Annotated in this window: 14 protein-coding genes; 11 read left to right on the forward strand and 3 right to left on the reverse strand. The window is 70.9% G+C overall.

Annotated elements, in window-relative coordinates; all coding sequences use genetic code 11:
* Positions 1–153: 153 nt before the first annotated feature.
* On the forward strand, positions 154–1,311 hold the full coding sequence (locus FRW57_RS09710; RefSeq protein ID WP_152185907.1) for an amino acid deaminase/aldolase: 1,158 nt from the start codon (positions 154–156) through the stop codon (positions 1,309–1,311).
* Positions 1,308–2,633, forward strand: coding sequence for a D-arabinono-1,4-lactone oxidase (locus FRW57_RS09715; RefSeq protein WP_152185908.1), 1,326 nt, complete (start codon positions 1,308–1,310; stop codon positions 2,631–2,633). The genes FRW57_RS09710 and FRW57_RS09715 overlap by 4 nt, the downstream gene beginning before the upstream one ends.
* Positions 2,634–2,647: 14 nt before the next feature.
* Here FRW57_RS09715 and rarD read toward each other — a convergent pair whose 3' ends face one another.
* Entirely contained in the window at positions 2,648–3,622 is a 975-nt protein-coding gene (gene rarD, locus FRW57_RS09720; protein ID WP_152185909.1) for an EamA family transporter RarD, read from the reverse strand.
* A 156-nt stretch (positions 3,623–3,778) separates the two neighbouring features.
* Here rarD and FRW57_RS09725 point away from each other — a divergent pair, with 156 nt between their 5' ends.
* Positions 3,779–4,381 (forward strand): heme-binding beta-barrel domain-containing protein, encoded by a 603-nt coding sequence (locus tag FRW57_RS09725; RefSeq protein ID WP_137120642.1) that lies wholly within the window; start codon positions 3,779–3,781, stop codon positions 4,379–4,381.
* A gap of 76 nt (positions 4,382–4,457) precedes the next feature.
* Here FRW57_RS09725 and FRW57_RS09730 read toward each other — a convergent pair whose 3' ends face one another.
* Together FRW57_RS09730 and FRW57_RS09735 are read right to left on the reverse strand one after the other, a co-directional pair.
* Positions 4,458–5,540 (reverse strand): 2-oxoacid:ferredoxin oxidoreductase subunit beta, encoded by a 1,083-nt coding sequence (locus tag FRW57_RS09730; protein WP_137120641.1) that lies wholly within the window; start codon positions 5,538–5,540, stop codon positions 4,458–4,460.
* 52 nt (positions 5,541–5,592) lie between these two features.
* Complete coding sequence (locus tag FRW57_RS09735; RefSeq protein WP_152185910.1) at positions 5,593–7,494, reverse strand: 2-oxoacid:acceptor oxidoreductase subunit alpha; 1,902 nt, start codon at positions 7,492–7,494, stop codon at positions 5,593–5,595.
* 179 nt (positions 7,495–7,673) lie between these two features.
* Between FRW57_RS09735 and FRW57_RS09740 the strand changes: the two genes are divergently transcribed.
* The 8 genes from FRW57_RS09740 to FRW57_RS09775 form a co-directional block, all read left to right on the forward strand.
* Positions 7,674–8,036 carry an NADH-quinone oxidoreductase subunit A gene (locus FRW57_RS09740; protein ID WP_444965514.1) on the forward strand — a complete coding sequence of 121 codons (363 nt, stop codon included), beginning with the start codon at positions 7,674–7,676 and terminating at the stop codon, positions 8,034–8,036.
* Positions 8,037–8,141: 105 nt separating this feature from the next.
* Positions 8,142–8,702 carry an NADH-quinone oxidoreductase subunit NuoB gene (locus tag FRW57_RS09745; protein WP_137120736.1) on the forward strand — a complete coding sequence of 187 codons (561 nt, stop codon included), beginning with the start codon at positions 8,142–8,144 and terminating at the stop codon, positions 8,700–8,702.
* The gene (locus FRW57_RS09750; RefSeq protein WP_137120639.1) at positions 8,699–9,235 is read left to right on the forward strand and encodes an NADH-quinone oxidoreductase subunit C; all 537 of its coding nucleotides are present in this window, start codon (positions 8,699–8,701) and stop codon (positions 9,233–9,235) included. The genes FRW57_RS09745 and FRW57_RS09750 overlap by 4 nt, the downstream gene beginning before the upstream one ends.
* Positions 9,236–9,239: 4 nt before the next feature.
* Positions 9,240–10,196: an NADH-quinone oxidoreductase subunit NuoH gene (nuoH, locus tag FRW57_RS09755; protein WP_152185911.1), complete on the forward strand. Its 957-nt coding sequence runs from the start codon at positions 9,240–9,242 to the stop codon at positions 10,194–10,196.
* Positions 10,197–10,375: 179 nt separating this feature from the next.
* The gene (locus FRW57_RS09760) at positions 10,376–10,861 is read left to right on the forward strand and encodes a 4Fe-4S binding protein (protein WP_373681284.1); all 486 of its coding nucleotides are present in this window, start codon (positions 10,376–10,378) and stop codon (positions 10,859–10,861) included.
* Between the two features lie 100 nt (positions 10,862–10,961).
* Entirely contained in the window at positions 10,962–11,483 is a 522-nt protein-coding gene (locus FRW57_RS09765) for an NADH-quinone oxidoreductase subunit J family protein (protein WP_137120637.1), read from the forward strand.
* A complete protein-coding gene (gene nuoK, locus FRW57_RS09770) occupies positions 11,480–11,926 on the forward strand; it encodes an NADH-quinone oxidoreductase subunit NuoK (RefSeq protein WP_137120636.1) in 447 nt (148 codons plus the stop codon). Before FRW57_RS09765 ends, nuoK begins: the two co-directional genes overlap by 4 nt.
* The coding region (locus FRW57_RS09775; RefSeq protein ID WP_152185912.1) for a hypothetical protein at positions 11,923–12,198 on the forward strand (276 nt) is incomplete at its 3' end. The genes nuoK and FRW57_RS09775, both read left to right, overlap by 4 nt.

Raw genomic sequence — 12,198 nt, forward strand, 5'->3', positions numbered from 1 at the left:
GTCGCCCGCCGCGCCGGCTGACCCGGACTGTGCTCCCTCCCGGCCGGTTTGCTCCACCCAGGCCGATCCGCAGGCCCCGGCGACCGGCCTGAGGCGAGCAATGCGGCCCGAGGTGAGCACGGGCCGGACACGCCGGGTGGCTACGCTCGACACGTGAGTGTTCCCGAGAGCGTGGTCCGGGCCGTCGCACACCTGCCGGCGCCCTGCGGGGTCGTCGACCTGGCGGCATTCCGGGCCAACGCCCAGGACCTCGTGCGCCGAGCCGGTGGCCTGCCGATCCGGGTCGCCTCGAAGTCGGTGCGCTGCCGCCCGCTGCTCGAGCAGGTGCTGGAGCGGCCAGGTTTCGCCGGGGTCATGGCCTACTCACTGCGCGAGGCGATCTGGCTGGCCCGGCACGGCCAGACCGAGGTCCTGCTGGCCTATCCCAGCGTGGACCGGGACGCGATGGCCGAGCTGGCCGCCGAGCCGGTGCTGACCTCGGCGATCACCGTCATGGTCGATCACCCGGGCCACGTCGCCGTGCTCGCATCGGCCGCGGACCGCGCGCGCCCGGTCCGGGTGTGCCTCGAGGTCGATGCCTCGCTCCGGGTCGGACCGGCCCATCTCGGGGTGCGGCGCTCGCCGGTGCACACACCTGACCAGGCCGCCCGAGCTGCCCGCCGGATCGCCGAGGTGCCGGGGGTGCGGCTCGTCGGGCTGATGTTCTACGACGCGCAGATCGCGGGGTTGCCGGACTCGTCGCCGGCCGTCCGGCTCGTCAAGCGCCTGTCGGCGCGGGAGCTGCTCGCGAGGCGTGGAGCCGTCGTGCGCGCCGTCCGTCCCTACGCCGACCTCGAGATCGTCAACGGCGGTGGCACCGGCAGCCTGCACGTCACCGGTCGCGACCCGCACCTCACCGAGCTCGCCGCCGGCTCCGGTCTCTACGGCCCGACCCTGTTCGACGGCTACCGCGACTTCTCACCGGAGCACGCGGCATACCTCGTCCTGCCCGTGGTGCGACGCCCCGCCCCCGACGTGGCCACCTGCTTCAGCGGTGGCTACATCGCCTCCGGCCCGCCCGGTTGGTCGCGGGTGCCGCAGCCCTGTCACCCGGAGGGCCTGCGGTTGTTGCGGAACGAGGGGGCTGGAGAGGTGCAGACCCCGGTGTCGGGGGAGGCTGCACGGCACCTGTCCATCGGCGACCCGGTGTGGTTCCGGCACGCCAAGGCGGGCGAGCTGTGTGAGCGGCTCGACGAGGTGCACCTCGTCGACGACGGCGAGGTCGTGGCGACGGTGCCGACCTATCGCGGTGAGGGGATGAACTTCGGTTGAGCCGACCACCTGCAGGGGCAAGCAAACCGGCGGTCTGGACGAACTGGTCCGGACTCGAGTCGGCGCGGCCCAGCGAGACCTTCGCGCCGGTGAGCGCCAATGCCGTCGTCGAGGTCGTCGGACGGGCGGCAGAGCGTGGTGCCCGGCTCAAGGCGGTCGGCTCCGGGCACTCCTTCACGGGGATCGCGGTCGCCGACAGCATGCTGATGCGCTTGGACCGGATGTCCGGGATCGTCTCTGTCGACGGAGAACTCGTCACCGTGCGCGGCGGCACCCGTCTCGCCGACCTCAACCCGATGCTGGCCGAGCGCGGCCTGGCGATGGCCAACCTCGGCGACATCGACGAGCAGACCATCGCCGGCGCGATCGCCACGGGCACCCACGGCACCGGAGCCGCCCTGACCGGGCTGGCCGGTCAGGTGCGTGCACTGACGATGGTGCTCGCCGACGGCAGGATCGTGCGGTGCTCGCCGACGGCGGAACCCGAGTTGTTCGCGGCCGCGCGCGTGGGACTCGGAGCCCTGGGCATCGTCACCGACGTGACGCTGCAGTGCACGCCGGCGTTCCTGTTGCAGGCGGTCGAGGCGCCCGAACCGCTGGGCGAGGTGCTCGGCCGGCTCGATGAGCTCGTCGACGGCAACGACCACTTCGAGTTCTACTGGTTCCCCCACACGGACCGCACGCTCACCAAGCGCAACAACCGGGTGCCGGTCGGCACGACCCGCGCCCCGTTGCCGCGCTGGCGCCGGGCGCTCGACGACGAGTTCCTCTCCAACACGGTCTTCGAGTGGACCAACCGGTTGGCGGCGCGACGCCCCTCCCTGGTCCCGCGCATCAACACCGTGGCCAGCCGTGCACTGACCGCCCGCGGCTACACCGACGACTCGTACCGGGTCTTCGCCTCACCGCGCCGGGTGGTCTTCCGCGAGAGTGAGTATGCCGTGCCGCGGGCCGCCGTGCCCGACGTCCTCACCGCGCTGCGCACCTGGATCGACGGCCACGACGAGCGGCTGCCCTTCCCGGTCGAGGTGCGCTTCGCCGCGGCGGACGACGTGTGGCTGTCGACCGGCTACGAACGGGCGGGCGGCTACCTCGCGGTGCACCAGTACCACCGGCTCGAGCACCGCCGCTACTTCGAGGCGTTCGAGGCGATCGTGGCCGAGCACGACGGCCGGCCGCACTGGGGCAAGCTGCACACGCTCGGGGTCGAGCGGCTGCGCGGGCTCTACCCTCGCCTCGACGACTTCCGGGCGGTCCGCGACCGGGTCGACCCGGGGCGGATGTTCGCCAACGCCTACCTCGAGCGGGTCCTCGGGCCCTGAGGTCCGCTCGACGCTCAGCAGGCGGCGGACTCGGCCGCCCGGGCCAGCCGGCGCGAGCGCGACCGGGCCGACGTGAGCGAGTCCAGGGTGAGCACGACCAGCGCGACCCAGACGATCCCGAAGCCGATCCAGCGCCCGCTGCTCATCGTCTCGCCGAGCAGCAGCACGGCACAGAGCAGCTGCAGCACCGGGGTGATGAACTGCATCAGCCCGATGCTCACCAGCGGCACCCTGCGGGCGGCGGCGGCGAACATGATCAGCGGCACCGCTGTCGCGACACCGGTCGAGACCAGCAGCAGCGCGTGCCAGGGAGCCTGCACGGTGAAGGTCGTCGACCCCTGCCACGTCAGCACGCCGAGGACCACGGCGGCCACGGGAGCGAGGATGGCGGCCTCGGCGGTGAGTCCCTGCAGCGCGCCGAGCGAGGTGCCGATCCGCTTCTTCATCAAGCCGTACATCGCGAAGCTGAAGGCGAGGCAGAAGGAGATCCAGGGCGGCCGGCCGTAGTCGATGCTGAGGTAGACCGCGGCCACCACGCCGATCGCGACGGCCACCCACTGCAGCGGGCGCAGCTTCTCCCCGAGGACCACCACGCCCAGCCCGACGGTGACCAGCGGGTTGAGGAAGTAGCCCAGGGCCGCCTCGGTCACGTGGCCACTCATCACCGCGACGAGGTAGATCGTCCAGTTCGCGGCGATGAACACACTGGCGAGGCCGAGCGCGCCGAGCGCACGAGGAGAGGTGAGCAACGGTCTGGCCCAAGCGAACTCGCGCCTGATGCCGAGCACGACCGTGCAGAGCACGAGGGTCCACAGGATGCGGTGGGTGAGGATCTCGAAGGCCCCACCGGGCTCGAGCGCGCGGAAGTAGAGCGGGAACAGCCCCCACAGCAGGTAGGCCGACAGCCCGTATGCCGTGCCGGTACGCGTGCGTTGCGCGTCCGCCTGGTCGCGGGCGAGCTGGGCGGCCGCGGTGGGGGTGGGGCTCACGGGTCCACTCTCCTCCGACCTCGCAGGCCTTCCAAATCGAAATGGTTTCCGTCTCGGCGTCTGACCGCCGTGATCGTCGATGTGGCGACACGGTAGTTTGGGACCGTTCCAATCTTGGTGGCCGGGCAGAAGACTCGGCGAGAAGGAGATGCAGCTATGTCAGCAGTGCTGGGCCCGCAGAAGTTGGGACCCTTGACTCCACTGGTCGGCGAGTGGGAAGGCGATGTCGGTATCGACCTCTCGTACCACAACAAGGACGACGACACGACCGAGACCGGCTATTTCGAGCGCGCCGTGTTCAGCCCGATCCCCACTCAGGAGAACGGCCAGCAGAGCATGGAGGGTCTGAACTACAAGATGACGGCCTGGCGCCATGGCGAGGAGGCCATGGACCCCTTCCACGACGAGGTCGGCTACCTGCTGTGGGACAAGGCCAACGGCCAAATCATGCGCTCGGTCGTGTTCGGGCGCGGGATCGCCATCCTCGCCGGCAGCGACGCGAGCCTGGGCGACAGGGAACTGCGCTTCGACGCGACGCCGGGTGAGCCCAGCTATGGCATCCTGCAGAACAAGTACCTGCTCGAGCGTGCGGAGCTCAAGGGCTTCGAGAGTGTCTTCAGCTTCGGCGACGACGGCACGTTCTCCTACACCTCCGACCTCATCCTCCGGCTCGCCGCCACCGGTGCGGAGATGCACCACACCGATCGCAACACGCTGCACCGGGTCAAGCGCTTCCACCCGAGCGTCGAGATCGCCTGAGCCTGCGACCGCAGCATCGCTGCGACGGGTGGCGCCGGGTCAGGACCGTGGGGGCCTGACCCGGCGTTCTCGCGGATCAGGCGGAGACGGTCCAGGTGTCCTTGCCGTGCAGCAGCGAGGTCAGGTCGGCGTCGCCGGCGGGGCCGCCGCCCGACGCGATCGCACCGTCGACCTGGGCGCGGACCAGGTCGTCATAGGTCGGACGCGACACATCGCGGAAGATGCCCATCGGGACGTGCCGCTGGCTCGGGTCGTCCAACCGGGAGAGGGCGAACGCGCGGGTCGGGTCCGCCGCCCCCGCATCGTGGACGACGATGTCAGCGGGGTCGGCGTCCGCCTCGGCGACCACGGACAACGAGCCGGTCGCGTCGCGGACCACGACGTGGTCCTCGCCGGCCCGGACCGGCTCACCGTCGACCAGGTGGATGATCCGGGCCTGCGCCTCGTCGCGGTCCTTCAGCAACTGGAACGCGCCGTCGTTGAAGATCGGGCAGTTCTGGTAGATCTCGACCAAGGCCGAGCCGCGGTGCTCCGCGGCTGCCCGCAGCGTGGCGGTCAGGTGCTTGCGGTCGGAGTCCATGGTGCGTGCGACGAAGCTCGCCTCGGCGCCGAGGGCGAGCGAGACCGGGTTGAACGGTGTGTCCACCGAGCCGACCGGGGTGGACTTGGTGACGCTGCCGACCTCGGACGTGGGGGAGTACTGCCCCTTGGTCAGGCCGTAGATCTTGTTGTTGAACAGCAGGATCTTGAGGTTGACGTTGCGGCGCAGCGCGTGGATGAGGTGGTTGCCGCCGATCGAGAGCGCGTCGCCGTCACCGGTGATGACCCAGACCGACAGGTCCGGTCGGGAGGTGGCCAGCCCGGTCGCGATCGCCGGCGCGCGACCGTGGATCGAGTGCATCCCGTAGGTGTTGAGGTAGTAGGGGAAGCGCGATGAGCAGCCGATACCGGAGACGAAGACGATGTTCTCGCGCTTGAGCCCGAGCTCGGGCAGGAATCCCTGCACGGCCGCGAGGATGACGTAGTCGCCGCAACCCGGGCACCAGCGCACCTCCTGGTCGGAGGTGAAGTCCTTCTTCTTCTGCGCCGGCGCGTCCTCGGGCAGGCGAGGCACACCATCGGTGCCGGTACGCGGCATACCCAGGTCCTGGGCGGTCATGCGGGGTCCCCGCGAAGTATCGGAGCGAAGCGGAGAACTTCGTGGGGTGTAATCATCGGGACACCTCCGTGTCGGGGTGGGTGGGGTCGTGGGGCTCGGCAATGGTCTCCCGGATCGCGTCGGCGAGCTCGACCGACTTGAACGGCAACCCGCGCACCGTGTTGTAGCCGCGCACGTCCACGAGGAACTTGGCACGCAACAGCAGCGCGAGCTGGCCGAGGTTCATCTCCGGCACGATGACGCGCCGGTAGGACCGCAGCACCTCGCCGGTGTTGGCGGGCATCGGGTTGAGGTGGCGCAGGTGGGCCCGAGCGACCTTGGCCCCGGTGTTGCGCACCAGTCGGGTGGCCGCCGCGATCGGCCCGTAGGTCGAGCCCCAGCCGAGCACGAGCACCTCGGCGTCGCCATCGGGGTCGTCCACCTCGAGCGGCGGGATCCGGTCGGCGATCCGCGCGATCTTCTCGGCGCGCAACCGCACCATCGTGTCGTGGTTGTCGGGGTCGTAGGAGATGTTGCCGGTCACGTCGGCCTTCTCCAGGCCGCCGATGCGGTGCTCGAGGCCGGCGGTGCCCGGGACGGCCCAGGGGCGCGCCAGCGTCTCCGGGTCGCGCAGGAAGGGGTGGAACACCGGCTCCCCGGCGTCGTTGACCCCGTTGGTCTCGGTGGCGAAGTCGACCTGCAGGTCAGGCAGGTCGGCGACCTCCGGGATCCGCCACGGCTCGGAGCCGTTGGCGAGGTAACCGTCCGACAGCAGCAGCACCGGCGTGCGGTGGGTCGTCGCGATCCGCACCGCCTCCATGGCCGTGTCGAAGCAGTCGCCCGGCGACCGCGGCGCGACGACCGCCACCGGCGACTCGCCATTGCGGCCGAACATCGCCTGCAGCAGGTCGGACTGCTCGGTCTTGGTGGGCAGCCCGGTGGAGGGGCCGCCGCGCTGCACGTCGATGACCACCAGCGGCAGCTCGAGCGCGACGCCGAGCCCGATCGTCTCGGACTTCAGGGCCAGGCCCGGCCCCGAGGTGGTGGTCACCCCGATCGCGCCGCCGAAGGCCGCGCCCAGCGCGGCGCCGACGCCGGCGATCTCGTCCTCGGCCTGCAGCGTCGTGACGCCGTGCCGCTTCAGGCTCGAGAGCAGGTGCAGGATGTCGGAGGCGGGCGTGATCGGGTAGCTGCCCAGCACGATCGGCAGGCCGGTGCGGTGACTGGCGCTGACCAGGCCGTAGACGAGGGCGGTGTTGCCGGTGATGTTGCGGTAGGTGCCCGGAGCCATCGGCGCCGGCGCCACCTCGTAGGTGACGGCGAAGTCCTCGGTCGTCTCGCCGTAGTTGAAGCCCGCCCGCAGCGCCGCGAGGTTGGCCTCGAGGATCTCCGGTTGGTCGGCGAACTTGCGCTTGAGGAAGTGTTCGGTGCCGTCCGTCGGACGGGTGTAGAGCCACAGCAGCAGCCCCAGCGCGAACATGTTCTTGGCGCGCTCCTTGTCCTTGCGGGACAGGTCGAAGTCGGCGAGCGCGCTCACCGTGATCGAGGTCAGGCCCACCGCGTGGACGTGCCACGAGGCGAGCGTGTCGTCCTCGAGGGGACTCACGTCATACCCGACCTTGGCCACGTTGCGCTTGGTGAACTCGTCGGTGTTGACGATGATCATCGCGCCGCGCGGCAGGTCGGCGAGGTTGGCCTTGAGCGCCGCCGGATTCATCGCGACCAGCACGTCCGGGGCGTCGCCGGGCGTCAGTACGTCGTGGTCGGCGAAGTGCAGCTGGAAGCTCGACACCCCGGGCAGCGTGCCCTGCGGCGCACGGATCTCGGCGGGGAAGTTCGGCAGGGTGGACAGGTCGTTGCCCAACGCGGCGGTCTCCGAGGTGAACCGGTCGCCCGTCAGCTGCATACCGTCACCGGAGTCACCGGCGAACCGGATCACCACGCGGTCCACCCGCCGGACGGGCTTGCTGCTCATCGTTGCTGTCACCAAACTGTCGAGGGCGGGACCGTGCGAGGTGCGGCACGGCACTCCTTCCATGGTAGGCCGGTGGGTCGTTCCTCGCCGAACGGAGTGAGGAAAGGCACTCCTCACCGGCCCGGGGCACGCGGGTGGTGCTTCCCCCCGCACCCCAGCCCGCCTACTAGGCTCGCACTGTGCTGTCGCCCTATCTCGTCGTCGGTGGAGTCGTCCTCGTGGGCGTGCTCCTCTTCGTCGCGGCCATGGGCGCCCGCCGGCTGATCGCCCCGAGCGCGCCCACACCGGCGAAGGAGTCCACCTACGAGTGCGGCGTCGACCCGGTCGGCGAGGGCTGGGCCCAGACCAACGTGCGCTACTTCCTCTACGCGTTCCTCTACGTCATCTTCGCGGTCGACGCGGTCTACCTCTTCCCTTGGGCCACGGTGATCCGCTCGAGCGACCTCGCGCTCGCCTCGTTGGCCGAGGTCGGCATCTTCGTGGGCGTCCTGCTGATCGGGCTCGCGCACGCCTGGCGCCATGGTCTGCTGAGGTGGCTCTGATGACCCCGCGAAGTTCTCCGCTGCCCCGCCACCCGGCCTCCGATCCTGCACGGGGCCCCGGCCACCGACACCTCGCGAGGACCTGACGTGACCACCGACCTGCCCATGCCCCGGGTCGGCCTCGCGGCCGAGCACGCACCCAAGGTGGTGCGCGTCGTGCTCAACTGGGGCCGGCGCTACAGCCTGTGGGTGTTCAACTTCGGGCTCGCCTGCTGCGCCATCGAATTCATCTCGGCCTCGATGGCCCGGCACGACTTCATCCGGTTGGGCGTCATCCCGTTTGCGCCCGGCCCGCGCCAGGCCGACCTGATGGTGGTGTCGGGCACGGTCACCGACAAGATGGCGCCGGCCGTGCGGCGCCTCTACGACCAGATGCCGGAGCCGAAGTACGTCATCTCCTTCGGCGCCTGCTCCAACAGCGGCGGGCCCTACTGGGACTCCTACTGCGTGACCAAGGGCGTCGACCAGATCATCCCCGTCGACGTCTACGTCCCCGGTTGCCCGCCGCGTCCGGAGGCGCTGCTGCAGGGCATCCTCAAGCTGCAGGAGAAGATTGCGGCCGAAACCTTGAGCAGCAAGGGAATCCGGACCAAGTATGCCGGTCGCGCCGCCTCCGCGGCGGAGGTCACCCGCCCGTCCCTGGCCCCACCCGGTCGGCAGCCGTGACCGCGGCGGAGCAGGTCCACCAGGACGTCGTGGTCGGTGAGTGGCACGAGACGCTCGCCGGCTTGCGCGACGGTGGCTTCGACTACTTCGACTGGCTCACGGCCGTCGACCAGACCGACGCCGAGGAGGACGCCGGCTTCGACGTGGTGTGCCACCTGATGGCCACCGCGGCCGGCACCGGCCGGCCCCCCGCGACGCTGCGCCGTGTCCTGGTGCGCACGCGTGTGCCTGAGGGCACCAGCCTCGCGAGTCTGACCGACCTGTGGCGGGGAGCGGCCTGGCACGAGCGCGAGACGCACGAGATGTTCGGCATCGAGTTCACCGGTTTCGCCGACGGGCTCGGCGACACCCTGCGGCCGCTGCTGCTGCCGGACGGGTTCGAGGGCACCCCGCTGCGCAAGTCGTTCGTGCTCGCCGCCCGGGCCAGCAAGGCCTGGCCGGGGGAGAAGGAGCCGGGCGGCGGCACCGCCAGGGGCAAGCGGCGCAAGCTGCAGCCGCCCGGCGTGCCCGACGAGTCGTGGGGACCGAGGTGAGCCGATGAGCCTGCTCGAGGTCGTGGTGCGGTCCGTCGTGGTCCTGGCGGCCTTCCTCGTGCTGCCCCTGCTCGTGGGGCAGACCGAGCACAAGGTCATGGCGCACATGCAGGGCCGACTCGGTCCGATGTATGCCGGGGGCTTCCACGGGTGGGCCCAGCTGGTCGCCGACGGGGTCAAGTTCGCGCAGAAGGAGGACGTCACCCCTCGCGAGGCCGACCGCTGGGTCTTCCGGCTGGCTCCCGCGGTGTCGCTGGTCGCCTACCTCGTCGCGCTCTCGGTGCTGCCGCTGACCTCGGGAGTCGTGGGCGCCGATGTCGGGGCCGGCGTGCTCTTCGTCCTGGCCGCCATGGCGGTCGGGATCCTGGGCCCGCTGATGGCCGGGTGGGCCAGCGCCAACAAGTACTCCCTGCTCGGCGGGATGCGGGCGGCCGCACAGCTGCTCAGCTACGAGCTGCCGATGGTGCTGGCCGCCGCCTCGGTCGCGCTCGCCGCGGGCACGCTGTCGCTGTCCGGCATCGTGGAGCAGTGGCACCCGCTCTGGCTCGTCTGGCAGCTGCCGGGTGCCGTCGTCTTCCTCGTCGCCGCCGTCGCCGAGCTGCAGCGGGTGCCCTTCGACATGCCGATGGCCGACTCCGAGATCGTCTTCGGGCCGCTGACCGAATACACCGGCCTGCGCTTCGCGTTCTTCCTGCTCGCCGAGTACGCCGGCATCGTGGTCATGTCGCTGCTGTTCACCGTGCTGTTCCTCGGCGGGTGGCAGGGGCCGTTCGCGGCCGCCCTGGGCTGGCTGTGGACCCTGGTCAAGGCTTCGGCGGTCGCGTTCGTCGTCATCTGGTTCCGGGTGGCGTGGCCGCGTCTGCGTGAGGACCAGCTGCAGCGGCTGGCGTGGCTCGTCCTCGTCCCGCTGGGCCTGGCCCAGCTGGCCATCACGGGAGTCTGGGTGGTGTTGACGACATGAGCGACGACGACAGCGTGAGGACACGAGCGGAGCGAGGCCCGGAGCGCCGAGGAGCCGCGACCGACAACATGAGCGACAGAACGATGGATGCCGAGCAGCCGGAGCGGGAGCCGGAGCGTGGCGAGCGCGGGGGACTGGTCCCGGGCATCTTCAAGGGCCTCGCGACGACAGCCCGGGCCATGGTCACGCCGAGCCACACGGCGGAGTACCCCGACGTGCTGCCCGACCTGCCGCCCCGTTCCCGAGGCACAATCGCCCTGCTGGAGGAGAACTGCACCAGCTGCATGCTGTGCGCCCGGGAGTGCCCCGACTGGTGCATCTACATCGACTCGCACAAGGAGACTCTCCCGGCCACCACCGAGGGGGGGCGGGAGCGCCAGCGCAACGTGCTCGACCGGTTCGGCATCGACTTCTCGCTGTGCATGTACTGCGGCATCTGCATCGAGGTGTGTCCCTTCGACGCGTTGTTCTGGTCGCCGGAGTTCGAGTACGCCGAGACCGACATCCGCGACATGCTGCACGAGAAGGACCGGCTCGGAGAGTGGATGGCCACGGTGCCGCCGCCACCCGCGCTCGATCCCGGGGCTGCCGACGCCGCCGAGGTGACTGCCCTGTCCAAGCCCGTCCGCCCTGGACGGGCCACGCCTCCCGCGGGGCGCCCGTGATCACCCGCCAAAACCACTCCACGAGGTTGACCGCTCTCGAGCTCGCTCCCACACCTTGCGGGGATCCCGGCCTCGCAAGGTACTTCCCGGGGGCCCCGACGTGACGACGCTCGATGTGCTGTTCACCGCCGTCGGCGTGATCGCAGCTGCCAGTGCTGTCCTGTCAGTGACCACACGGCACGTGGTCCACGCGGCACTGTGGCTCGTGGTCACGCTCGGTACGCTCGCCGGCTGCTACCTCGTGCTCGGCGCGGAGCTGATCGCCCTGGTGCAGGTGCTCATCTATGTCGGCGCCGTGGTCGTCCTCGTCCTGTTCGCGCTCATGCTGACGAGGGCACCGGTCGGGCCGAGCGCCGAGCACGACACCGGCCCGGTGCAGCGAGTCGCGGCCGCGGTCGTCGCCGCCGGGACGACCGCGCTGCTGGCCGGTGTGCTGCTCGCGGCGCTGGGTGGCCGGACGGTGCAGATCCACGGTGGCAGCACGACCGAGCTCGCGACCCAGCTGTTCGGGCGCTGGGTCTGGCCGTTCGAGCTGCTCTCGGTGCTGCTGCTCGTCTCGCTCGTGGCGGCTCTCGCGATCTCGCGACTGCGTGCCGACCCCGACAGCGAGGTGCGGTCATGATGCACCTCGGCCTGCCGATCGTGCTGGTCGCCGTCCTTGCCGGCGCCGGGGTCTACGGCGTCGTCGCCCGGCGCAACGCCGTGCTCGTCCTCATCGGCGTCGAGCTGATCCTGAGCGCCGCCAACCTGCTCCTGGTGACGATGGGCTCGGTGCTGCCGGACCCGATGCGCGCGGGGCAGGTGCTCGCCCTGTTCGTCATCACCATCGCCGCCGCGGAGGTCGGGGTCGCGCTCGCGGTCGTCCTCGCGATGTTCCGGATGCGCGGCCACATCGACCTGACCCAGCCCGCCAGCGACGAGGCCCATCCCCTGGACGCCCCGCCGCCCCCGCGAGGGCAGGCAGGGGATGGGCCGCACAGCCCCCACGATCCGCAGCACCCGGGGGACCTGGACGAGACGCACGCGCCGGTCAGGGACGCGGTGACCCGGGAGTCTCGGTCGTGACCGGGCTCGCAGCGACGGTGGTCGGCCCCTGGACCCTGCCCACCGGGTGGCCGGCCGACATCCCGGCGACCCAGCTGGTCGTGGCCCTGCCGCTGCTCGCGGCCCTGCTCGGAGTCATCGTGGTCCGCCGCTCCAACCAGTTGGCGGCGTGGGCAGCCATCGGCCTCGGGTCGCTCACCCTGGCGGCCTCGGGCTGGCAGCTGGTGCAGGTGCTGCGCGGCTTCGCCGAGCCGGTCGGCGCCCACCCGGGCACGGTGGGGGCGCTGCCCCTC

This window comes from Segeticoccus rhizosphaerae, from assembly GCF_009192725.1.
GTDB lineage: Bacteria > Actinomycetota > Actinomycetes > Actinomycetales > Dermatophilaceae > Segeticoccus > Segeticoccus rhizosphaerae.

Coding starts and splice junctions, on each gene's coding strand:
- nuoH (WP_152185911.1), top strand. CDS start 9,240: ATGAGCCTGCTCGAGGTCGTGGTGCGGTCCGTCGTGGTCCTGGCGGCC.
- nuoK (WP_137120636.1), top strand. CDS start 11,480: ATGATGCACCTCGGCCTGCCGATCGTGCTGGTCGCCGTCCTTGCCGGC.
- FRW57_RS09725 (WP_137120642.1), top strand. CDS start 3,779: ATGTCAGCAGTGCTGGGCCCGCAGAAGTTGGGACCCTTGACTCCACTG.
- FRW57_RS09745 (WP_137120736.1), top strand. CDS start 8,142: ATGCCCCGGGTCGGCCTCGCGGCCGAGCACGCACCCAAGGTGGTGCGC.
- FRW57_RS09730 (WP_137120641.1), bottom strand. CDS start 5,540: ATGACCGCCCAGGACCTGGGTATGCCGCGTACCGGCACCGATGGTGTG.
- FRW57_RS09735 (WP_152185910.1), bottom strand. CDS start 7,494: ATGAGCAGCAAGCCCGTCCGGCGGGTGGACCGCGTGGTGATCCGGTTC.
- FRW57_RS09760 (WP_373681284.1), top strand. CDS start 10,376: ATGGTCACGCCGAGCCACACGGCGGAGTACCCCGACGTGCTGCCCGAC.